At 69.2% G+C, this 21824-nt stretch carries 13 protein-coding genes; 5 read left to right on the forward strand and 8 right to left on the reverse strand.

The window, feature by feature from the left end; all coding sequences use genetic code 11:
• Positions 1 to 37 precede the first annotated feature (37 nt).
• Complete coding sequence (locus tag ACILRB_RS07405) at positions 38 to 1501, forward strand: cation-efflux pump (protein WP_395665657.1); 1464 nt, start codon at positions 38 to 40, stop codon at positions 1499 to 1501.
• Between the two features lie 61 nt (positions 1502 to 1562).
• On the opposite strand, the gene ACILRB_RS07410 is transcribed toward ACILRB_RS07405, so the two are convergent.
• Complete coding sequence (locus tag ACILRB_RS07410; protein WP_395665658.1) at positions 1563 to 2513, reverse strand: YncE family protein; 951 nt, start codon at positions 2511 to 2513, stop codon at positions 1563 to 1565.
• Positions 2514 to 2518: 5 nt separating this feature from the next.
• Positions 2519 to 3070, reverse strand: a complete 552-nt coding sequence (locus ACILRB_RS07415) for an SRPBCC family protein (RefSeq protein ID WP_395665659.1) — start codon at positions 3068 to 3070, stop codon at positions 2519 to 2521.
• A gap of 205 nt (positions 3071 to 3275) precedes the next feature.
• Between ACILRB_RS07415 and pepN the strand changes: the two genes are divergently transcribed.
• The 3 genes from pepN (at position 3276) to ACILRB_RS07430 (ending at position 9321) form a co-directional block, all read left to right on the forward strand.
• Positions 3276 to 5936 (forward strand): aminopeptidase N, encoded by a 2661-nt coding sequence (gene pepN / locus ACILRB_RS07420; protein ID WP_395665660.1) that lies wholly within the window; start codon positions 3276 to 3278, stop codon positions 5934 to 5936.
• A gap of 17 nt (positions 5937 to 5953) precedes the next feature.
• The gene (locus ACILRB_RS07425; protein ID WP_395665661.1) at positions 5954 to 6616 is read left to right on the forward strand and encodes an O-methyltransferase; all 663 of its coding nucleotides are present in this window, start codon (positions 5954 to 5956) and stop codon (positions 6614 to 6616) included.
• Between the two features lie 302 nt (positions 6617 to 6918).
• The gene (locus ACILRB_RS07430) at positions 6919 to 9321 is read left to right on the forward strand and encodes a PAS domain-containing sensor histidine kinase (protein WP_407070198.1); all 2403 of its coding nucleotides are present in this window, start codon (positions 6919 to 6921) and stop codon (positions 9319 to 9321) included.
• Between the two features lie 219 nt (positions 9322 to 9540).
• On the opposite strand, the gene ACILRB_RS07435 is transcribed toward ACILRB_RS07430, so the two are convergent.
• From ACILRB_RS07435 to ACILRB_RS07460, 6 genes are all read right to left on the reverse strand, one after another.
• Positions 9541 to 12513 carry a bifunctional [glutamine synthetase] adenylyltransferase/[glutamine synthetase]-adenylyl-L-tyrosine phosphorylase gene (locus ACILRB_RS07435; RefSeq protein ID WP_395665663.1) on the reverse strand — a complete coding sequence of 991 codons (2973 nt, stop codon included), beginning with the start codon at positions 12511 to 12513 and terminating at the stop codon, positions 9541 to 9543.
• A complete protein-coding gene (locus tag ACILRB_RS07440; RefSeq protein WP_395665664.1) occupies positions 12510 to 13976 on the reverse strand; it encodes a sensor histidine kinase in 1467 nt (488 codons plus the stop codon). The genes ACILRB_RS07435 and ACILRB_RS07440 overlap by 4 nt, the downstream gene beginning before the upstream one ends.
• Complete coding sequence (locus ACILRB_RS07445) at positions 13960 to 14643, reverse strand: winged helix-turn-helix domain-containing protein (protein WP_395665665.1); 684 nt, start codon at positions 14641 to 14643, stop codon at positions 13960 to 13962. The genes ACILRB_RS07440 and ACILRB_RS07445 overlap by 17 nt, the downstream gene beginning before the upstream one ends.
• Positions 14644 to 14797: 154 nt before the next feature.
• Positions 14798 to 16372, reverse strand: a complete 1575-nt coding sequence (locus tag ACILRB_RS07450; RefSeq protein ID WP_395665666.1) for a Do family serine endopeptidase — start codon at positions 16370 to 16372, stop codon at positions 14798 to 14800.
• A gap of 255 nt (positions 16373 to 16627) precedes the next feature.
• Positions 16628 to 17380, reverse strand: a complete 753-nt coding sequence (locus ACILRB_RS07455; protein ID WP_395665667.1) for a DUF2155 domain-containing protein — start codon at positions 17378 to 17380, stop codon at positions 16628 to 16630.
• A 10-nt stretch (positions 17381 to 17390) separates the two neighbouring features.
• Positions 17391 to 17792: an NADH:ubiquinone oxidoreductase subunit NDUFA12 gene (locus ACILRB_RS07460; protein ID WP_395665668.1), complete on the reverse strand. Its 402-nt coding sequence runs from the start codon at positions 17790 to 17792 to the stop codon at positions 17391 to 17393.
• A gap of 335 nt (positions 17793 to 18127) precedes the next feature.
• On the opposite strand from ACILRB_RS07460, the gene ACILRB_RS07465 reads away from it, so the two are divergent.
• Entirely contained in the window at positions 18128 to 21796 is a 3669-nt protein-coding gene (locus tag ACILRB_RS07465; RefSeq protein WP_395665669.1) for a vitamin B12-dependent ribonucleotide reductase, read from the forward strand.
• Positions 21797 to 21824: the final 28 nt, after the last annotated feature.

A 21824-nucleotide genomic window follows, 5' to 3' on the forward strand; every position in this document is an offset into this window, starting at 1 on the left:
AAAGCTCGCGGCGTCCGCCGCGGTTCTGCGAGGCGTCATGTCCCATCCCCCGAGCCCCGCCGCCCCGGGCTCCGCGCCAGGCGGAGACCGCGGCGACGCCCAGGCGCGCAAGGAGCGCGTCGCGCTGGTCTCGATCTTCATCAGCCTCGGCATGGCGTGCCTCAAGCTCGCCGCCGGCGTCGTCTCCGGCTCGCTCGCCGTCATGTCGGAGGCCGGCAACAATTTCGGCGACGTCGTCACCACGACCCTCACCTATTTCGCCATCCGCGTCTCGAACAAGCCGGCCGACGACGACCACCCCTATGGCCATGGCAAGGTCGAGCCGCTCGCGGCGCTGATCGAGACGGGCTTTCTGTTCGCGCTCGCCGCCTTCATCCTGATCGAGGCGACACGCCGGTTTCTCGCCGGCGACGTCGAGGTCGAGGCGAGCCCGCTCGTCTTCGCCGTCCTGTTCGGCTCGATCGCGGTCGATTCCTGGCGCTGGCGCGTGCTGAGCCGGGTCGCCCGGGACACGGGAAGCGAGGCGCTCGCCGCCGACGCGCTGAATTTTTCGAGCGACATCGTCGCCTCCTCGCTCGCCATCCTGGGCCTCGCCGCCGCCCGCTTCGGCTATCCCCAGGGCGACGCCGTCGCCGCCCTCTGCGTCGCCGGCTTCATCGGCGTCGCCGGCTTCAACATCGGCCGGCGCACCGTCTCCGCGCTGACCGACGCCGCGCCGCACGGCCTCACCGAAAAGGTCTGGCGCGTCGCCGCCGAGGTGCAGGGCGTCATCAGGATCGATTCGCTGCGCCTGCGCCCGGCCGGAGCCGAAGTCCTGGGCGAGCTCGAGATCGCCGTGCCCCGCACGCTGGCGCAGGAGCATGTCGCCACGATCAAGGCGCGCGCGGCCGGCGCCGTCAGGGCCGCCCATCCCGAAGTCTCGCTCACCGTCGGGGCGAGGCCGGTCGCGCTCGACAGCGAGACGATTCTCGAACGCATCCTGCTGATCGCGGCGAAGCGGCGGGTGCCGATCCATCACGTCACCGCGCAGGAGATCGCCGGCCACGCCTCGGTCAGCTTCGACCTCGAGGTCGACGGACGCATGTCGCTCGGCGACGCGCATGAGATCGCCTCGATCCTCGAAGCCGAGATTCGCCGCGAGCTGGGCGCGAACGTCGAGGTCGAGAGCCATATCGAGCCGCTCGAGCCGCGCCAGCTCCCCGGCGCCGACGCGCCGGCCGAGACCCTGACCCGGATCGAGCAGACGCTCGGCTGGATCGCGCGCGAGCTCGGCGCGCCCTCGAACGTGCATGACGTGCGCGTGCGCGAGACCCCGGCCGGCCTGTTCGTCAATTATCACTGCTGCGTCGATCCGGAGCTCAGCGTCGACGCCGCGCATGAGCAGGTCGACGCGCTCGAACGCAAGGCGAGAGCCGCCTTTCCGCAGATCATGCGCATCGTCGGCCACGCCGAGCCCGAAAGCCTCGCCCACGAGCCGCCGCGGACGCTCGCGGACCTTTAGCGCCTCTGCAAAACAGACGCGGGCGCCCGGCGGTCGGGCCGAAGGCGCGCGCGGCGGCGCCTCAGGGCGTGCGGCGCAAAAACAGGCCGAAGGCGCGCGGTCCGTCTCCGACCCCGAACCTGTTCTCGATCTTGAGGGTCCGCGCGTCGATCGCGTAGACGTCGTTCGAGCCCCAGTTGACGACATAGAGCGTGCGTCCGTCGGCGCTCGCCTCGACGCCTTCGGGATGGTCGCCGACCTCGACGCCGCCCATGGGCTTCAGCGTCGCAAGATCGAAGGTCGAGACCGTGCCGGAATACTGGTTGGTGACGAAGCCGCGCCCGTCGGCGAGCGCGACCACATAGGGCCGCTGGCCGGTCGCGACGTCGCCGATCCGCGTCCTGGCCTTGAGGTCGACGACCGAAACATTGTCGCTTTCGACATTCGCCGTATAGGCCCGCGCGCCCTCGGCGTCGATGACGACCCCGAACGGATGACGGCCGACCGGAACCTTCGCGACCGGCGCGAAACGCGCCGCGTCGACGAGGGTCAGCGCGTCGTCGTCGCGCGCGGAGACCGCGATCAGCGCGCCGTCGGGCGTCACCGCCACGCCCGACGGCGAAGCGCCGATCTCGGCTCTTGCGACGATGGCGCGCCGCGCGAGGTCGAGCTTGTAGAGAAAGGGCTGGAAGAAGCCCGACACATAGAGGAATTTGCCGTCGGGCGAGACGGCGATTCCGAGCGGCGTGTCGGGCATGTCGATCTTCGCGACGAGCTTGCGTTCGGCGGCGTCGACGATTGAGACGAATTTGCCCTCGGTGCTCGTCGCATAGGCGAAGCGACCGTCGGGCGACATGGCGATTCCGGCCGGGCGCCCGCCGATGGCGAGCCGCGCCGCGACCTTTCCGGTCGAAAGGTCGAGGACGGCGAGGCTGTCGCCGCCCTGCTCGGTGACGAAGGCCTCGTCGGCGCGCGCCGACGCGCCGGCGAAGATGAGCAGCGCCGCGCCGAGGCCGACGCAAAACCGGCGCATCGACGTCAGTTGGTCGCCTCGAGTTTCTTCTTCAGCGCGTCGAGCCCCGTCCTGTAGACGGCGGAGACGGCTTTCTTCGAGTTCTCGTCGTTGAGTTCGGGCGGCGGATCATTGTTCATATAGCCGCGGTAGAAGGCGCCATGCCATTCGACGAGGCTCTTCTTGCCGTCGTCCTCGGGCGTCACCATGATCGTCGAGGAGTAGTCGTTGACGGGCAGCACCTTCACGTCGACCTTGTCGATACGATATGAATAGCTGTGCTTTTCCGCGCTGTATTTGTAGAGCTCCTCGTCGATCGTCTTGCCGTCGCCGAGGTCAAGCTGGCGCTTTGCGACATCCGGCTGGTTGCCGCCCGTTCCGGTGGTCTTCTTGACGATGGGCAGCCAGCTCATGTCCTGAAAATTGCCGATGACGCTCCAGACCTTGTCCGGCGTCGCATTGATCTCGACGCTTTCGACGACCTTCTGCCGCGTCGGGCCATGCGCGAGCGCCGCAGCCGACAGGCCGGCGGCGAGCGCGGCGCCGACAAAAGCCGATTTCAGGAAAATGCGGGCCATCATCCCCATCCCTTCAGAGTGTTTGGCGCGCACGCCGTCGCGACGACATGCGCGGCGTTTCTATGCGCCCGGGTCTCCTGCACTTTGCGCCGCGGCGGCGCAAGCCCTATGATCCGCAAAACTTCCTGATCGCGGCCGCCGCCGCCGGTCCGCCGCGCCTCGGGGGTCGCGGGGGCGGCGCGCCGCAAATCCGCCCGAGGCCCTCATGCGCACCGAGACCGCCGAACCCGTCCGCCTGAAGGACTATCGCGCGCCCGACTATCTGATCGACACGGTCGACCTCGTCGTGAAGCTGCATCCGACGCGCGCCCGCGTCGTCTCGCGCCTGCGCCTGCGGCCGAACCCGGCCGGCCGGCCCGGCGCGCCGCTGATCCTTGACGGCGACGGGCTCAACGCGCTCAGCGTGCGCCTCGACGGCGAGGCGCCCGAAGTCGGCGCGGCCACGGTCACGCCGCAGCAGCTCGCGCTGTCAGCCCCGCCGCGACGCGCCTTCACGCTCGAGATCGAGACCGAGCTCGACCCCTCCGCCAACACGCGGCTGATGGGGCTCTACAGGTCGGGCTCGGCCTATTGCACCCAATGCGAGCCCGAAGGCTTTCGCCGCATCACCTATTTCCTCGACCGGCCGGACGTGCTCAGCGTCTATTCCGTGCGCATCGAGGCGACGCGCGCCGAGGCGCCCGTGCTGCTCGCCAACGGCAATCCGGTCGAGGCCGGCGACCTGCCGCCCGGCGACGACGGCGCGGCGCGCCACTACGCCGTCTGGCGCGATCCGTTCCCCAAGCCGTCCTATCTGTTCGCGCTGGTCGGCGGCGACCTCGGCGCGATCCATGACGAATTCGCCACCATGTCGGGCCGCAGGGTCGCGCTCGCCATTTACGTCGAGCACGGCAAGGAGGCCGACGCCGCCTACGCCATGGAGTCGCTGAAACGCGCGATGAAATGGGACGAGGACGTGTTCGGCCGCGAATATGACCTCGACGTGTTCAACATCGTCGCCGTGTCGGACTTCAACATGGGCGCGATGGAGAACAAGGGCCTCAACGTCTTCAACGACAAATACGTGCTCGCCTCGCCCAGAACCGCGACCGACGCCGACTACGCCAACATCGAGGCGGTGATCGCGCATGAATATTTCCATAACTGGACCGGCAACCGCGTCACCTGCCGCGACTGGTTCCAGCTCTGCCTCAAGGAAGGGCTGACGGTCTTCCGCGATCATGAGTTCTCGTCGGACATGCGCTCGCGCCCGGTCCACCGCATCGCCGACGTGCGCGCGCTGCGCGCCGCGCAGTTTCCCGAGGACGCAGGCCCGCTCGCGCACAACGTGCGGCCGGAGGTCTACCACGAGATCAACAATTTCTACACGGCGACCATCTACGAGAAAGGCGCCGAGGTCATCCGCATGCTGAAGGTGCTGGTCGGCGACGCGGCTTTCGCGCGGGGCATGGACCTTTATTTCGAGCGCTGCGACGGCTCCGCGGCGACGGTCGAGGATTTCATCGCCTGCTTCGCCGAAACCTCGGGCCGCGACCTGACGCAGTTCTTCCGCTGGTACCAGCAGGCCGGCACGCCGCGTCTGCGCGTCGCGACGAGCTATGACGCGCAGGCCAGAACCTACGCCCTGCGCCTCAGCCAGAGCACGAAGCCGACGCCCGGCCAGGAGCGCAAGCAGCCCTTCGTGATTCCGGCGGCGCTCGGCCTCGTCGGCGAGGCCGGCGACCTGCCGCTCGAAAGCGACGGGGCGACCGCGCGCGAACTCGAAACCGGCGTGTTCGAGCTTTCGACGCCGGAGCGCGAGATCGTCTTCAGGAACGTGCCGGAACGCCCGGCGCTCTCGATCCTGCGCGGGTTTTCGGCGCCGGTGCGCCTCGACTACGCGGCCGACGAAGACGAGCTGCTGCGCCTCATCGCCCGCGACGGCGACAGCTTCAACCGCTGGCAGGCGGCGCAGACCTATGCGAGCCGCCTGCTGACGCGCTCGGTCGCCGACATCGTCGCGGGCCGCGTCCCGCAGGCGGCGGACGAGGGTTTCGTCGCGGCCTTCGCCGCGCTTGTCGAGGACGTCGGCGATCCGGCCTTCGCCGCGCAGATGATCGCGCTTCCAAGCGAGGGCGACATCGCCCGCGACATCGCCGAGAACGTCGATCCTGACGCCGTTCATGCGGCGCGCGAAAGCCTGCGCGCCGCGCTCGGCGCGAAGCTGTCGCCGCAGCTCGCCGCGGCCTATGCGCGGCTCGCGCCGGACGGCCCCTATTCGCCCGACGCCGCCTCGGCCGGGCGGCGCGCGCTGCGCAACGCCGCGCTCGACCTGCTTTGCGCCGGCGATCCCGAGACCGGCGCGCCGCTGGCGCAGCGCCAGTTCGAGACCGCCGACACCATGACCGACGAGCTCGCCGCGCTGTCGGCGCTCGCGCATCTTGGCGGCGCGGCGCGCGAGGCGGCGCTCGACGCCTTCTATGCGCGCCATGCGGCCGAACATCTCGTCATCGACAAATGGTTCGCGCTTCAGGCCTCGATCGCGGAGCCGGGCGCCCTCTCGCGCGTGAAGCGGCTGATGGCGCATCCAGCCTTCTCGCTCGCCAATCCGAATCGCGCGCGCGCGCTCGTCGGCGCCTTTGCGACCGCTAACCCCACCTGCTTCAACGCCGCCGACGGCTCGGGCTTCGACTTCCTCGTCGACACGGTGATCGAGCTCGATCCGAAAAATCCGCAGGTCGCGGCCCGCCTTCTTTCGGCCTTCAAGAGCTGGCGCATGCTGGAGTCCGGGCGCGGCGCGCGGGCGCGCGCGGCGCTCGAGCGCGTCAAGGCGCGCGCCGGGCTTTCGGCCGACGTGCGCGACATCGTCGACCGTTCGCTCGGCTGACCCTGAAAGATCGACAGATGACCGAGACGTTATGGACCGAGGTCGACGCCTATCTCTCCGGCCTTTTCGCGCCTGAGGACGACGCGCTGAAAGACGCCGTGAAGGCGGGCGTCGAGGCCGGGCTGCCGCAGATCCAGGTGGCGCCGAATCAGGGCATGCTGCTCCAGATTCTGGCGCGCGCCGTCGGCGCGAGGCGGATTCTCGAAATCGGCGCGCTCGCCGGCTATAGCGCCATCTGGCTCGCGCGCGCCCTGCCCGACGACGGGCGCCTCGTGACGCTCGAACTCGACCCGAAGCACGCCGCCGTCGCCGCCGAAAACTTCCGGCGCGCGGGGCTCGACGGCCGGATCGACCTGCGCGTCGGGAGCGCGCTCGACGCGCTGCCGCGCCTCGCGGGCGAGGCGCCCTTCGACCTCGCTTTCATCGACGCCGACAAGGAGAACATCCCGGCCTATTTCACGGCCTGCCTCGACCTCATGCGGCCGGGCGGCCTGATCGTGGTCGACAATGTGGTGCGCAGGGGGCTCGTCGCCGATCCCTCGACGGCCGACGCCGCGGCGCAAGGCGTCCGCCGCTTCAACGCGCTCGCGGCGCAGGAAAGGCGCGTCAGCGGAACGACGATTCAGACAGTCGGATCGAAGGGTTACGACGGCTTCGCGCTGTTGTTCGTCAACGCCTGAACGGCCGCGGCCTACTCGGCTCAGTTGTGGACAGTCTGTTGACGGCGTAGCATATGGGCTTATTTTTCCACATCTATTCTTGCATTCCGCGCCGCGGCGAGGACAGCGAGGAAAGTGCGGTTCATGATTTTTCAATCATTTATAAACTAAGCTGACGCAAACCTTTGAAATTTCCCGTCAAGCTCAAAATTTACAGTCTTTGTTAATGTTTTTTCTGGACAAGCCGGCCGCCTCGGAGTCTCATGATTCTCGGCTCGGGGGAGATGCGGCACATTTGCCCCGGCCAGTTTCGAGGGGCACCCATGGCGCGCGCAAATGCAGCCAATGCGTCCGCGCATGCGGACGCATTGCGTAATTTCGCCCGTACGACGGCGGGCGACGCCGCCGGCGAGCGCGCAGCTCCGGCTATCGGACGCGCGGAGATCTGGGTCCGCCGCGCGGTCCCGGGCATGGTGCTGCTGTTCGTCGCGGCGCTCGCCGCCATGACCGTGGCCATGGCGCGCGACGCCCACGAACGCGCGACCGCCGACGCCGTCGCCGATCTCGAACAGCTCGGCTCCCTGCTGTTCCACGATCTGCGCGACATGCAGAAGCGCGCGCCGAAGGCCGACGCGGCGACGCTGCTCGCCGACGCCATGCCCCAGCGCGCGACGGCGCGCGGCCAGCAGGCGCTCGTCGCCGACATGAACGGCGAGATCGTCGCCGCGACGTCCAACCTGCCCCATCCGCCGCAGGGCGCGCTCACCGATTATCTGGGCCCGACCCAGCCGCTCACCATCTTCGCCGAAAAGGCCGGCGTGCTGCGCATCACGCTGCCCGACGGGACCGAGGCGCTCGCCGGCGTGCGCACGCTCAGTCCGCCGCTCGGCCAGATCGCGCTGGTCTATCCGATGCGGGCGGTGCTCGCCGACTGGCGCGCCGCCTCGCTGCGTTCGGGCGTGCTGTTTGGCGCGACCGCGCTGGCGCTGCTGTCGCTCGCCCTCGCCTATTTCTGGCAGGCGTCCCGCGCGCGCGAATCAGACCGCGTCTGCGACCTCGTGCGCGACCGCATCGACACTGCGCTGAGCCGCGGCCGCTGCGGCCTGTGGGACTGGGACCTCGCGCGCGGGCGAATCTACTGGTCCGACTCCATGTATGAGATCCTCGGCCTTTCGCCGGTCGGGAACTATCTGTCCTTCGGCGACGTCAACGCCCGCGTGCATCCGCAGGACGGCGACCTCGCGGCCATCGCCGAAATGGTCACCGCCTCGCGCGCCGAAAGCGTCGACCACGCCTTCCGCATGCAGAACGTGCGCGGCGAATGGGTGTGGCTGCGCGCGCGCGCCGAGCTCGTGCGCGAGCGCGCCGGCTCGACGCCGCATCTCGTCGGCATCTGCGTCGACATCACCGAGCAGAAGACGCTCGCCGAACGCACCGCCACCGCCGACATGCGCCTGCGCGACGCGATCGAGTCGGTGTCCGAGGCCTTCGTGCTGTGGGACGCTGACAACCAGCTCGTGATGTGCAATTCGAAGTTCCAGAAGTTCCACAATCTGACGCCCGACGCGGTCGTCGCCGGGACGCCCTACGCGCGTGTGATGGAGCGCGGCACGGCGCCGACCATCCAGGCCGAGACTGCGCTCGGCCCGCGCGCGCAGGCCGGGGCGCGCACCTATGAGGCCCGCCTCGCCGACGGGCGCTGGCTGCAGATCAACGAGCGCCGCACCAAGGACGGCGGCTATGTCTCGGTCGGCACCGACATCACCGCGCTCAAGCGCCACGAGGAGCAGCTCATGGAGAGCGAGCGGCGGCTGATGGCGACCGTCGCCGACCTGCGCCGCTCGCGCCAGGCGCTCGAAACCAACGCGCAGCAGCTTGCGACGCTGGTCGACCGCTACTTCGAGCAGAAGGCCGAAGCCGAGACGGCGAACCGCGCCAAGTCCGAATTCCTCGCCAACATGAGCCACGAGCTGCGGACGCCGCTCAACGCCATCATCGGCTTCTCGGACATGATGCGGCAACAGGTGTTCGGCCCGCTCGGCTCGGACAAATACGTCGGCTACATGAACGACATCCACCAGTCGGGCGAATATCTGCTCGGCGTCATCTCGGACGTGCTCGACATGTCGCGGCTCGAATCCGGGCGCGTCACCCTGCAGAAGGCCGACTTCGAGGTGGACGAGGCCGTCTCCGGCGCGCTTTCGAGCGTCGAGGCCGCGGCGCGCGAGAAGAACGTCGCCCTCTCGGCCGAAGCGCTTTCCGGCCGCAAGGTCCACGGCGACCGCGACGCGGTGCAGCGCATCCTGTCGATCCTGTTGCGCAACGCCGTCAAGTTCACCCCTTCGGACGGCCGCGTCAGCCTGCGCGCGCGTTTCGTGCAGGGCGCGCTCAACATCTATGTGGAGGACACGGGCGTCGGCATCTCGCAGGCGGCGCTCGCCCGCATCGGCCGCCCGTTCGAGCAGACGGGCGCGGGCCTCGACAACGGCATGAAAGGGTCGGGGCTCGGCCTCGCCATCGCCCGCTCGCTCGTCGACCTGCACGGCGGCTCGATGCGCATCCGCTCGACCGTGGGCGCCGGCACGATCGTGCTCGTGCGCCTGCCGCTCGCGCGCGACGCGCCGATGCAGAAGCTGCTGCACTCCTCCGCCGTCCTCGGCGCCGCCCCGCCGCGCCGCGCCCATTCGCAGAAACCGCCGAAGCTGCGCGCCGCCGCCCGGCACTAGCGCGCGTCCGGATTTCATCGAATCGATGAACGCGCTCGAACATCTTGTTTTTCCGCATTTTCTTGACGTAAAAGTCTGCAACTTCTACTGAAAATGCTCCAGCGCGCGTTCGGATTTCATCGAATCGCGAACACGCTCTAACATCTTGTTTTTCCGCATTTTCTTGACGTAAAAGTCTGCAACTTCTACTGAAAATGCTCCAGCCGCCGGCGCCCCGGCTCAGGACGCTCCGTCCTCCTGTTCTGGAGCCGGCTCCGGCGCGTCGGGATCGCGCTTCAGCACGCCGCGGAAACTCTCGCGCACCTCGCGCCGCGCCTCCTTCAGCGCCGCTTCGAGCGCGCTCAGGGTCGGCGCCTCGCCGGCCGCGGCGAGCCGGCGCTTGACGCCCTCGCTCGCCTTGCGCGGATCGCCGTCCCCGTCGATCGCAAGCCGCATCATCTGCGTGACGTTGGTCATGAGATCATGGCCGCGCAGCAGGGCGGCGCGGCGCTGCGGCGAAATGAGGCCAAGGTCGCCCGCCCTGGCGAGGACGGTCGCCGGCGCGGGATCGATCAGCTCGGGATGACGGGCGGCGTGGCGCAGCACCAGATATTGCGCGCAGAACTCCACGTCGATCAGCCCGCCCGCCGCGAGCTTCAGGTCCCACGGCTCCTTGTCTCCCTTCACCCTGGCGATCAGGCGGCGCATCTCGACGACTTCGCGCGCGAGCCGGTCGTCGCGCTCGCGACGCAGCACCGAGCGGATCACCTCCCCGATCTCGACCCTGAGGCCCGGGTCGCCGGCGATCGTCCGGGCGCGCGTCAGCGCCATATGCTCCCACGGCTCGGCGCTTTCGGTCTGATACTGGACGAAGCTCGCGAACTGCGTCGCGACCGGTCCCTGGCGGCCCGACGGACGCAGCCGCATGTCGACCTGGTAAAGCTCGCCGCGCCGCGTCGCCGAGGTGAGCGCGGCGACAAGGCGCTGCGTCATGCGGGTGTAGTACTGGCCGGCGTGGAGTTTCTTCGGGCCGTCCGACTCCGGGTTCTCGCGGTCGAAGTCGTAGATCAGCATCAGGTCGAGATCGGAGGCCGCCGTCATCTCGCGCGAGCCGAGCTTGCCGAGGCCGACGACGGCGACGCGCCCGCCCGGGACGCGGCCATGGTCGGCCGCGAACATGCGCTCGATGAAGGCGAGCGAGGCGGCGACGATGGCCTCGGCCAGCGCCGAATAGGCGCGGCCCGCCTCCCGCGGCGCAATAGCCTCCGACAGAAGCTTGAGGCCGATGTGAAAATTCTCCTCGCGCGCGAAATCGCGCAGCGCGTCGAGGAACACCTCGAAGACGTCGGCGCGCGCGACGAGCTGCAGCGCGCGCTCGCCATAGGCGCTCTCGTCGATCGGCGCGTCGAGCACATGCGGATCGACCGTCGCGTCGAGGATGTGCGGATGGGCGGCGATCATCCGCGCAAGCCGCGGCGCGCCGCCGAGAATGTCGGCGAACAGCTCGCAGATGCGCGGGTTGGACTTGAGCAGAGAGAACAGCTCGACCGCGCCCGGCATGCGCGACAGCGCCTGGTCGAGCCCCGCGAGCGCGGCGTCGGGCTCGCCCGAATTGGCGAAGGCCTGCAACAGGCCGGGCACGAGTTCGGTGAGCACTTCGCGCGCGCGCGCCGTGCGCACCGCCGGCCGCCGGCCGAAATGCCAGCCGCGGATGGTTTCGAGCGCCAGCGCCGGATCCCTGAAGCCGAGCCGCGTCAGGGTCTCGATCGTTTCGGGGTCGGGCTCGGAGCCGGCGAAGACGAGGCTGCCGGCGTCGGCGTCGAGCGAAGGCGCGTGCTCGAACAGGCGCGCGTAATGATGCGAGACGCGGCCCATGTGGCGCATCATATGAGCGTCGAAATCCTCGCGTGTCGCAAAGCCGCAGAATCTGGCGAAGCGTTCGAGCTCGGCCTCGTCCTCGGGCAGGCGCTGGGTCTGCTCGTCGGCGACCATCTGGATGCGGTGCTCGACTTCACGCAGGACCATATAGGCGGCGGACAGATCCTCCACCGCGTCTGGCGTCACCCAGCGCTCGGCGCCAAGCTCGGCCAGCATGTCGAGGGTGCGCGAGCCGCGCAGGGCGGTCCGCTTGCCGCCGAAGATCAATTGCTGCGTCTGGACGAAGAATTCGATCTCGCGGATGCCGCCGCGCCCGAGCTTCACGTCATGGCCCGGCACGGTCACTTCGGCGTGGCCGCGCACGGCGTGGATCTGCCGCTTCATGGCGTGGATGTCGGCGAGCGCGGCGTAGTCGAAATAGCGCCGCCACACGAAGGGCGCGAGCGCCGCCAGGAAGGCGCGGCCGAGCGCGACGTCGCCGGCCATCGGACGCGCCTTGATATAGGCCGCGCGCTCCCAGTTCTGGCCGAGCATCTCGTAATAGCTCATCGCCGCCGACAGCGAGATGGCGACGGCGGTCGAGCCGGGGTCGGGCCGCAGGCGCAGGTCGACGCGCAGCACGTAGGAGTCGACGGTCGTCTCCTGCAAAAGCTTCACGATGCGCTTGGCGATCCGCACATAGACGGCGGCGGGCTCGGCCTTCAGCGCCGGCGCCGCGGATTCATAGAAGACGACGAGATCGACGTCGCTCGAATAGTTGAGCTCGTTCGCGCCAAGCTTGCCGAGCGCGAGCACGACGAGGCCGCAGCCCTCCTCCGGCGCGTCGAGCGAGGCGAGCGCGAGCCTGCCCGCGTGATGCGCCTCGCGCAGCAGGAAGCGCAGCGCGGCCCTGACGAAGACGTCGGCCGCGCGCGAGAGCATGGCGGTGGCCCTGACCACGTCCGCGACGCCGCCGAGATCGGCGAGCGCGATCAGCAGCGCGCTCTCCTGCTTGGCCTTGCGCAGCGCGCGCATCGCCGTCGCTTCGTCCTGCGTCGCGTCGATCGCCGCGTCGAGCCGGGCGCACAGCGCGTCGAGGCAGTCGTCGGGGTCCATGGCGAGGCAGCGCGCGAGCCGCGCCGGATCGAGCGCGGCGAGGCGCCACAGGAACGGCGAATGATCGGCGATCCCTTCGAGCAGCGCGCGCGCCGCGGGGCGCGCGGCGATCTCGCCAAGCGCCTGCGCGCCCTCCGCCGCGAGCAGCTCGTCGACGCGTTCGCGCGCCCGCCGCGCGTCGGCGACGACGGGCGCCCGGACGAGGCGCGCGAACAGCGGGCCGGAGGCTGCGGCGCTCACGCCGCGGCCTCCGGCGGCGGCGCGACGGCGCGCGGCGGCGCCTCCCGCGCGGGCGCCGCAGGCAGGCGCAGCACGACGCGCAGGCCCGGCGTATTGTCCTCGAGCCGCAGCGCGCCCCTGTGCAGGCGCGCGACCGCGGCCGCGAGCGACAGGCCGAGGCCAGAGCCCGGACGCGAGCGCGAATTTTCAAGACGCACGAAACGGTCGAGCACGCGGTCGCGGTCGGCCTCGGGCACGCCCGGCCCATGGTCGGCGACGGAGATTTCGACCGCGCCGCCGACGCGCCGCGCGGCGAGTTCGACGCGGCGCGGCGCGGGCGCCGCCTCGCCCGTCGCCTCCGTCTCCGGGGCGGGCGCCGCGCCATATTTCAGGGCGTTGTCGACGAGATTGACCACGGCCTGTCCAATCAGTTCGCGGCTGCCGCGCACGATGAGGCCCGGGGCGACGTCGAGGCCAAGCGTCAGGCCCTGATCCTCGACCGCGGGCTCATAGAGCTCGCCGACGTCGGCGACCAGCGCGCCCGCGTCGAAATCCGTCGCGCCTTCGGGCGGCGAGCCCGCCTCGGCGCGCGCGATCTTCAGGAGCGCGTCGAAAATCTGGATCAGGCGGTCGGATTCGTCGATCACCTTTTCGAGCGCCTCGCGATAGTCGTCGGAGGTCCGGCTGAACCGCAGCGCCGTCTCGGCCCGGCCGCGCAGGCGGGTGAGCGGCGTCTTGAGGTCATGCGCGATATTGTCCGTGACCTGCTTCAGCCCGGTCATGAGCAGCGCGATGCGGTCGAGCATGGCGTTGAGGTTGACGACGAGCCGGTCGAGCTCGTCGCCGGTGCCGGCGACGGGCAGCCGGCCGGAAAGATCGCCGATCACGATGGCGTGCGCCCGTTCGGTGATGGCGTCGACGCGGGTCAGCACGCGGCGCGCCACCCACAGCCCGCCGAGCGCGCCGATGGCGACGAGCCACAGCAGCGAGGCGAACAGCGCGTCGCGCAGGATGTTGCGCAGGCTCTCGCCTTCTTCAAGGTCATGGCCGACGACGAGGCGGAAGCCGCCCGGAAGCTGGAAGATGCGGGCGAGCGCGTGGCGCCTGCGCCCCGGCTCGGCGCCCGCCGGCTCGTAGGAGGTCTCGACGAGGCCCTGGCGGTCGAGGATTTCGGGCGGCAGCTTGGCGATGTTGCCGACGATCGGCTCGCCGGCCTTGGTGGTGAGGAGATAAAGGTCCGCGCCCGGCCGCTGGATGCGGTTCTCGACGCTCTCGGCGAGGCGGCGGATGCCGCCCTGCGCATATTGCTCCGAAAGGCCCGAGATGTCGGCCTCGACCGTATTGGCGATCTGCTGGTCGATCAGCATCTTCACATTGTCGCCGACGCTCGACAGCACGAGGCCCGCGCCGATCGAAGTGATCAGCAGAAACGCCAGCGTCACCTTGAAGACGGTCGTGCGGAACAGCTTAACGAAGGCCGTCACGGATCATGTATCCTGCGCCGCGCACGGTCTGCAGCAACGGCGGCTCGAAGCCCTTGTCGATCTTGCCGCGCAACCGCGAGATATGGACGTCGATCACATTGGTCTGCGGGTCGAAGTGATAGTCCCAGACGTTTTCGAGCAGCATGGTGCGCGTCACCACCTGCCCGGCGTGACGCATGAGATATTCGAGCAGGCGGAATTCGCGCGGCTGGAGCTGGATCTCCCTGCCCTCGCGCGTGACCTTGTGCGCCAGCCGGTCGAGTTCGAGACCGCCGACGCGATAGATCGTGTCCTCGCCGCCGCCGGTCTGCTTGCGCCGCGCCAGCGCCTCGACGCGGGCGAGCAGCTCAGAGAAGGCGTAGGGCTTGGCGAGATAGTCGTCGCCGCCGGCGCGCAGGCCCTTGACGCGGTCGTCGACCTGGCCGAGCGCCGACAGGATCAGAACCGGGATGAAGATCTTCTGCGAGCGCAGATTGCCGATCAGGGAGAGCCCGTCGAGCTTCGGCAGCATGCGGTCGACGATGAGGACGTCATAGTCCTCCTCGCGCGCGCGGACGTAGCCCTCGAGCCCGTCGCCGACGTGGTCGGCCACATGGCCCGCCTCCCGAAACGCCTTGGCCATGTAGTTGGCCGCTTCCGAATCATCTTCGACGATGAGTATGCGCATATTTGCATGATACGCTTTTTTGGCCCCGGGAAAGCGGCCGACGGCGGGGCTTTGGCGCGAAATGCGGCGGGCCGGGAGTTTCCTCCCGGCCCGCGTCTCGAGCCTGACCGCCGGCGGGGCGTCCGGCGGCTGGGCTCAATCCGTGCGCGAAGCGTCAGGACGCCGGATTGACGGCGACGGCGACGAAACGGGCGCCTTCGGCGTTCTTGACGCGCAGCAGCACGGCCTTGCGGCCTTCCTTCTTGGCGTCGGCGAGGACCGAGGCGATGTCTGAAGGCTTCGCCACGGTCTTGCCGCCGGCTTCGAGAATCACGTCGCCGACCCTCACGCCCTTCTGGCCGGCCGGGCCGTCCGGATCGACGTCGGCGACGACCACGCCCTCGCCGCCCGCGCCCTGCACGCTCGCCGCCGGGGCGAGCTTGAGGCCGAGGCCGGCGAGCGCCGAATTCTCGGTCATGCCGGTCGCCTTGTTGCTCGCCTCGCGATCGTCGGGCAGCGAGCCGAGCTTGACCGAAACGGTCTTCTCGGAGCCGCCGCGCCAGTAGAGCAGCTCGGCCTTCGCGCCCGGCCCGATCGCCGCGACGCGCTTTGCGAGATCGCGCGGCCCGTCGATGCGTTCGCCGTTGACGCCGAGGATCACGTCGCCCGACTTGATGCCGGCTTCGGCGGCCGGCGCATTGGCCTGGGCGTCGGCGACAAGCGCGCCCTTGGCGGCCTTGAGGCCGAGGCTGTCGGCGACCTCGTCGGTCACCGGCTGGATCTGCACGCCGATCCAGCCGCGCGACACCGACCCCTTGTCCTTGAGCGTCGAGACGATGGTCTGCGCGGTTTCGGCCGGAATGGCGAAGCCGATGCCGACGCTGCCGCCGGACGGCGAGAAGATCGCCGTGTTGACGCCGACGACCTCGCCCTGCGAGTTGAAGGCCGGGCCGCCCGAATTGCCGCGGTTCACCGGGGCGTCGATCTGCAGGAAGTCGTCATAGGGGCCGGCGCCGATGTCGCGGCCGCGCGCCGAGACGATGCCCGCCGTCACCGTGCCGCCGAGGCCGAACGGATTGCCGACCGCGATCACCCAGTCGCCGACGCGGGGCGTGGCGCCTGCGAACTTCACATGCGGATAGGTCCCGGGCTCCTTGATCTTGAGCAGCGCAAGGTCGGTCTTCTTGTCGGTTCCGACCACCGTCGCATGCAGGGTCTTGCCGTCGTCGGTGGTGAGCGTGACGTCGCTCGCCTTTTCGACGACGTGGTTGTTGGTGACGACATAGCCGTCGGGCGAGATGATGAAGCCCGAGCCCTGCGCCTGCGCCTGCTGGTGCGGGCGCCCCTGCTGGCCGAACGGGCCGCCGGGGCCGCCGGGGCCGCCCGGCTGGCCGAAGCGGCGGAAGAAGCGCTCGAGCGGATCGCCGGGCTCAAGGCGCGGGATGCGGCCGCGCGGCGCGGCGTCTTCGTCATCCTCGTCGTCCGAGGCGTTGGCGATCTTGACCTTGACCGAGACCACCGCGTCGCGGACATGGTCGACGACGTCGGCGAAGGACGTCGGATGAGCGGAGGCGGTCAGCGCGGGCGCGGCGGTTTCGGCGACCGCGACGGGCGCGCCGACGAAGGAGCCCGCGACCGAGCCCGTCACGACGGCCGCGGCGACGGCGCCGAGCAGCGCGGCGCGCAGCGGAGACTTGGTCGGGCGCGAGGCGGCGGGGCGGTCAGTTCCGGCGGACTGGTGGGAAGCCATGCTTTTGCTCTCCATAAAGCTGCGCGACATGCGGACTGCTTGGATCGACCGGCGCTCACGGGCCGGACAGGGTATGACCGCGTTATGCAAGGGCGCGGCTTACGCCTGTGTTTCGGCGGCGTGAAACTTCGGAAAGGTTGCCGCGCCGGCCGGCGTCGGGCGGCGTGGACGACCGCGCGGGAAAGCCGCGCGCGGGCCGCACGCAAAGATTTGGGTCGATCTCGGCGAAAGCAAGGGCGCCCGCGGCCGCCTCGTTCAGAAGCGGTCGTCGGGGAAGCCGCCGCGCGGCGCGGACTGGGGAATGTCGCCCGGCGGCAGGGGCGCGTCGAACGGGTCGGCGGCGGGCGCCTGCCGGCGCTGGCGGCGCGGCTGCTGTTGCGGCGGCGGCGCGCCCGGCGCCTCGAAGCCCGGCGGCGGGCCGACCTCGACCGGACCCTCCCCGCCCCGCTGGTCGCGAAGGGCGGGATCGGCGGCGAAGGGGTCGATCGGCGCCGGCGTCTGCGGCTGCACGCGGCGGGGCTTGGTCTTTTTGGGCTCGGGCGCGGGCTGCGGCGCGGCGCTCTGGGGCGTCGGCGGCGTCTGCGCGCCCGGCGCGTCGGGGCTTGGCGTCGTCTCCTTGCCGCCGCGGCAGTCGGTCAGCCAGACGTCATAGATCGGGTGTTCGACGCCATGCAGGCCCGGGCTCGCCGCAAACATCCAGCCGGAAAAAATCCGCTTGTACTGATTCTTGGCGTCGACCTCGTCGACTTCGAGAAAGGCGATCGTCTGCGGCGTCTCGGTCGCCGGCCGCGTGTAGCAGGCGCGCGGCGTGAGCTGGAGCGTGCCAAACTGCACGGTCTCGTCGATGGCGACCTCAAAGGAGATGATGCGGCCGGTGATCTTGTCGAGCCCGGAGAAGACGGCGACCGGATGGGCGATCCGGTCCGCGCGCGCCGCGCCGCCGAGCGCGAGCAGGCCGAGCGCGCCGACGAGGGCGGACAGGACGCCCCGGCGCGGACGAAAGCGCATGCGCAGGCTCCTAGCCTTCAGGGCTCCACGCCTCATAGTCGCCCGTGGCGTGCGGCCGGGCGTTGGCGCGCAGCGTCGATCCCGGCGGGCGCCAGGCCTCGGGCGTGCCCGTGAGGTTCGGCAAATGCGGAAGCTGCCACTCGCGCGGCGTGTAATTTTCTTCGGTCGGGGGGGTCGCGACCGTGTGGTGCAGCCAGCCGTACCAGCCGGGCGGCGTCATCGAGCCTTCGGCGTAGCCCTTGTAGATCACCCAGCGGCGCTCGAAGCCGAGCGCCGGGTCGATCTTTTTCGAGCGGTAATAGCGGTTTCCGAACTCGTCCTCGCCGACGGGGACGCCATGCAGCGCCGTATGAACCCAGGTGTTGAGGGTCTGTCCGTTCCACCAGGTGAACATCATCAGGAGATATTTCATCGACGCCGGGCCTTGTGCGGCCAAGCCTTGGCTTGGCGGAAACGGACTTCGCGGAAACGGGCTTCGCGGAAACGAAACGGCGGCGCGCGGCTTCGCCCGAACGGGCGCTCCAAGCGTCAAGGCGGCTTTATGGCCAAGCGGAGGCGCGCTGTCCAGTCCGGCGCCGGCGATCAGCCGCGCGCGCCGATTCACCACGCGCTGTGCGAATCGGTGGCAACCTCGAAATCTCGCGAGTCAAGACTCGACTCTTAAGGAAATAGGGAGAAACTACCCCACATATAGAAGATGCCGCCGATAGCGGCCACAAGATGTAGCTCAGCTTTAGGATATCGCTCATGCAGATCGCACGCCGTTACACGAAACAAGGAGAGTCGGCCTACGCCGGCGTCGAATTTCGTCCGGCGACCAGCGAGATCCGCAATCCCGACGGCTCGGTGGTGTTCCGGCTTGAAGGCGTCGACGTGCCGGCCGGCTGGAGCCAGGTCGCGGCCGACGTGCTGGCGCAGAAATATTTCCGCAAGGCCGGCGTGCCGGCGCGGCTGAAAAGGATAGAGGAAAACGGCGTTCCGTCGTTCCTTTGGCGCTCCGTCGCCGACGAGGAGGCGCTCGCCGCCCTGCCCGAGGCCGAACGCCTCGGCTCCGAGATTTCGGCGCGTCAGGTGTTCGACCGTCTCGCCGGAACCTGGACCTATTGGGGCTGGAAGGGCGGCTATTTCGATTCGGAGGCGGACGCCTCGGCCTTCTTCGACGAGTTGCGCCATATGCTGGCGAGGCAGGTCGCCGCGCCCAATTCGCCGCAATGGTTCAACACCGGCCTCCACTGGGCCTATGGAATCGACGGGCCGGGACAGGGCCATTTCTACGTCGACCCCTTCACGAAAGAGCTCGTCGCCTCGGCCTCGGCCTATGAGCATCCCCAGCCGCACGCCTGCTTCATCCAGTCGGTCGCCGACGACCTCGTCAACGAGGGCGGCATCATGGACCTCTGGGTGCGCGAGGCGCGCCTGTTCAAATATGGCTCGGGCACCGGCTCCAATTTCTCCAAGCTGCGCGGCGAGAACGAGAAGCTTTCGGGCGGCGGCAAATCGTCCGGCCTGATGTCGTTCCTGAAGATCGGCGACCGCGCGGCCGGCGCGATCAAGTCGGGCGGCACGACGCGCCGCGCCGCCAAGATGGTCGTCGTCGACGCCGACCACCCGGACATCGAGGATTACATCGACTGGAAGGCGCGCGAGGAAAGCAAGGTCGCGGCCCTCGTCGCCGGCTCGAAGGCGCTGCGCAAGGCGCTCAAGGCCGTCGTGCGCGCCTGCGTCAATTGCGACGGCCCCGGCGACGACTGCTTCAACCCCGAGAAGAACCCCGCGCTCAAGAAGGAGATCCGGCTCGCGCGGCGCGCCTTCGTGCCCGACGCCTCGATCAGGAAGGCGATCCAGCTCGCGCGCCAGGGCCTGACCGACATCGAGGTCGAGACGTTTTCGACCGACTGGGACAAGGAGGCCTATCTCACCGTCTCGGGCCAGAACTCCAACAATTCGGTGCGCCTCGCCGACGCATTCCTGCGCGCCGTCGAGGACGACGGCGACTGGCGCCTCACGCGCCGGCTCGACGGCAAGACGCACAAGACGCTGAAGGCGCGCGCCCTGTGGGAAAAGATCGGGCAGGCGGCCTGGGCCTCGGCCGACCCGGGCCTCCAGTTCCACACCACCATCAACGACTGGCACACCTGCCCCGCCGCCGGGCCGATCGTGGCCTCGAATCCGTGCTCGGAATACATGTTCCTCGACGACACGGCCTGCAATCTCGCCTCGCTGAACCTGTTGCAGTTCCGCGACGCGGCGAGCGGCGCGATCGACGTCGAAGCCTTCGAGCACGCCTGCCGGCTGTGGACGGTCGCGCTCGAAATCTCGGTCATGATGGCGCAGTTTCCCTCGAAGGAGATCGCGCTCAACTCCTATAAATACCGCACGCTCGGGCTCGGCTTCGCCAACATCGGCGGCCTTTTGATGTCGGCCGGCGTGCCCTATGACAGCGCCGGGGGCCGCGCGCTCTGCGCCGCCTTCTCGGCGCTTCTGACGGGCGCGGCCTATGCCGCCTCGGCCGAAATGGCGCGCGAGCTCGGCCCCTTCCCCGGCCACGCCGAAAACGCCGCCTCGATGCTGCGCGTGATCCGCAACCACAAGCGCGCGGCCGAAGGCGAGACGTCCGGCTATGAAAGCCTCTCCGTGGCGCCCGTGCCGCTCGACGCCGCCTCGCTTCCCGCGTTCGGGCGCACGCTCGGCGAGCGCGCGGCGGCGGCGTGGTCCGAGGCCCATGCGCTCGGCCAGGCGCATGGCTTCCGCAACGCGCAGGTCTCGGTCGTCGCGCCGACCGGCACCATCGGCCTCGTGATGGACTGCGACACCACCGGCATCGAGCCCGACTTCGCGCTGGTGAAGTTCAAGAAGCTCGCCGGCGGCGGCTATTTCAAGATCATCAACCGCGCCGTGCCCGAGGGCCTGCGCGCGCTCGGCTATCCGCAGGCGCAGATCGACGAGATCATCGACTACGCCGTCGGCCGCGCCACGCTGAAAGGCGCGCCCGGCGTCAACCCCGAAACGCTGAAGGCGAAGGGCTTCACGCCCGAAAAGCTCGACCTTCTTGAAGGCGCGCTCAGGAGCGCCTTCGACATCCGCTTCGTGTTCAACAAATGGACGCTCGGCGAAGACTTCCTGACCGGAACGCTCAAGGTCCCGGCCGAGAGGCTCGACGACGCCAGCTTCAGCCTGCTCGCCCATCTCGGCTTCACGAAAGCCGAGGTCGAGGCCGCCAACGCCTTTGTCTGCGGCGCGATGACGGTCGAGGGCGCGCCATATCTGCGGCCCGAACATTACGGCGTGTTCGACTGCGCCTCGCCCTGCGGGCGCGTGGGCCGGCGCTTTCTTTCGGCGCAAAGCCACATCCGCATGATGGCGGGCTCGCAGCCCTTCATCTCGGGCGCGATCTCGAAAACCATCAACATGCCGAACGAGGCCAGCGTCGAGGACTGCAAGAACGCCTATATGCTGTCGTGGCGGCTGGGGCTGAAAGCCAACGCGCTCTACCGCGACGGCTCGAAGCTGTCGCAGCCCCTGAACAGCCAGCTCATCGAGGCCGACGACGACGAAGCGGATGACGCGGTCGAGGCGCTGATCGCCGCGAACGCCCCGGCGCGGGCGGCGAGCGTCGCCGAAAAGATCGTCGAGCGCGTGGTGGAGCGCGTCGAGCGCCTGCGCGAGCGCGAGCGCCTGCCCGACCGGCGCAAGGGCTATACGCAGAAGGCCGTGGTCGGCGGCCATAAAGTCTATCTGCGCACCGGCGAATATTCCGACGGACGGCTCGGCGAGATCTTCATCGACATGCACAAGGAGGGCGCGGCCTTCCGCTCGCTGATGAACAATTTCGCCATCGCCATCTCGGTCGGCCTGCAATATGGCGTGCCGCTGGACGAATATGTCGAGGCCTTCACCTTCACCCGCTTCGAGCCGGCGGGCTTCGTGCAGGGCAATGACGCGATCAAGAACGCGACCTCGATCCTCGACTACATCTTCCGCGAGCTGGCCATCTCCTATCTCGGCCGCAACGACCTCGCCCACATCGACCCCTCCGACATCGGCCATGACGTGCTGGGCAAGGGCGAGGCGCAGGGCAAGGACCCGAAAGCCGTTCAGGGAGATGCGCCGCAGGCGGCGCGCCTGATCTCGAGCGGCTTCGTGCGCGCCAAGGGCGACAAGCTGACGCTGGTGGCGGGCAACGCCGCCGTGGCGCTGAAGGACGACGCCGGCCTTGAGGCCGCGACGCTCGAAGCGGGCTTCGCCGCGCTCGACTGGTCAGCCCCGGCCGACGCCGCCCTCGCCGAAAAGCGCAGCCAGGCACGCATGAAAGGGTACACGGGCGAAGCCTGCGGCGAATGCGGGAATTTCACGCTGGTGCGCAATGGGACCTGTTTGAAGTGCGACACGTGTGGCGCGACGACGGGGTGCAGTTGAAACCCACTTCACAAAAAACAAATTTTGC

This window comes from Methylocella sp. (assembly GCF_044226135.1).
GTDB lineage: Bacteria > Pseudomonadota > Alphaproteobacteria > Rhizobiales > Beijerinckiaceae > Methylocapsa.

Coding starts and splice junctions, on each gene's coding strand:
- ACILRB_RS07460 (WP_395665668.1), bottom strand. CDS start 17,792: ATGAAATATCTCCTGATGATGTTCACCTGGTGGAACGGACAGACCCTC.
- ACILRB_RS07415 (WP_395665659.1), bottom strand. CDS start 3,070: ATGGCCCGCATTTTCCTGAAATCGGCTTTTGTCGGCGCCGCGCTCGCC.
- pepN (WP_395665660.1), top strand. CDS start 3,276: ATGCGCACCGAGACCGCCGAACCCGTCCGCCTGAAGGACTATCGCGCG.
- ACILRB_RS07455 (WP_395665667.1), bottom strand. CDS start 17,380: ATGCGCTTTCGTCCGCGCCGGGGCGTCCTGTCCGCCCTCGTCGGCGCG.
- ACILRB_RS07410 (WP_395665658.1), bottom strand. CDS start 2,513: ATGCGCCGGTTTTGCGTCGGCCTCGGCGCGGCGCTGCTCATCTTCGCC.
- ACILRB_RS07430 (WP_407070198.1), top strand. CDS start 6,919: ATGGCGCGCGCAAATGCAGCCAATGCGTCCGCGCATGCGGACGCATTG.
- ACILRB_RS07465 (WP_395665669.1), top strand. CDS start 18,128: ATGCAGATCGCACGCCGTTACACGAAACAAGGAGAGTCGGCCTACGCC.
- ACILRB_RS07405 (WP_395665657.1), top strand. CDS start 38: ATGTCCCATCCCCCGAGCCCCGCCGCCCCGGGCTCCGCGCCAGGCGGA.
- ACILRB_RS07450 (WP_395665666.1), bottom strand. CDS start 16,372: ATGGCTTCCCACCAGTCCGCCGGAACTGACCGCCCCGCCGCCTCGCGC.
- ACILRB_RS07425 (WP_395665661.1), top strand. CDS start 5,954: ATGACCGAGACGTTATGGACCGAGGTCGACGCCTATCTCTCCGGCCTT.
- ACILRB_RS07445 (WP_395665665.1), bottom strand. CDS start 14,643: ATGCGCATACTCATCGTCGAAGATGATTCGGAAGCGGCCAACTACATG.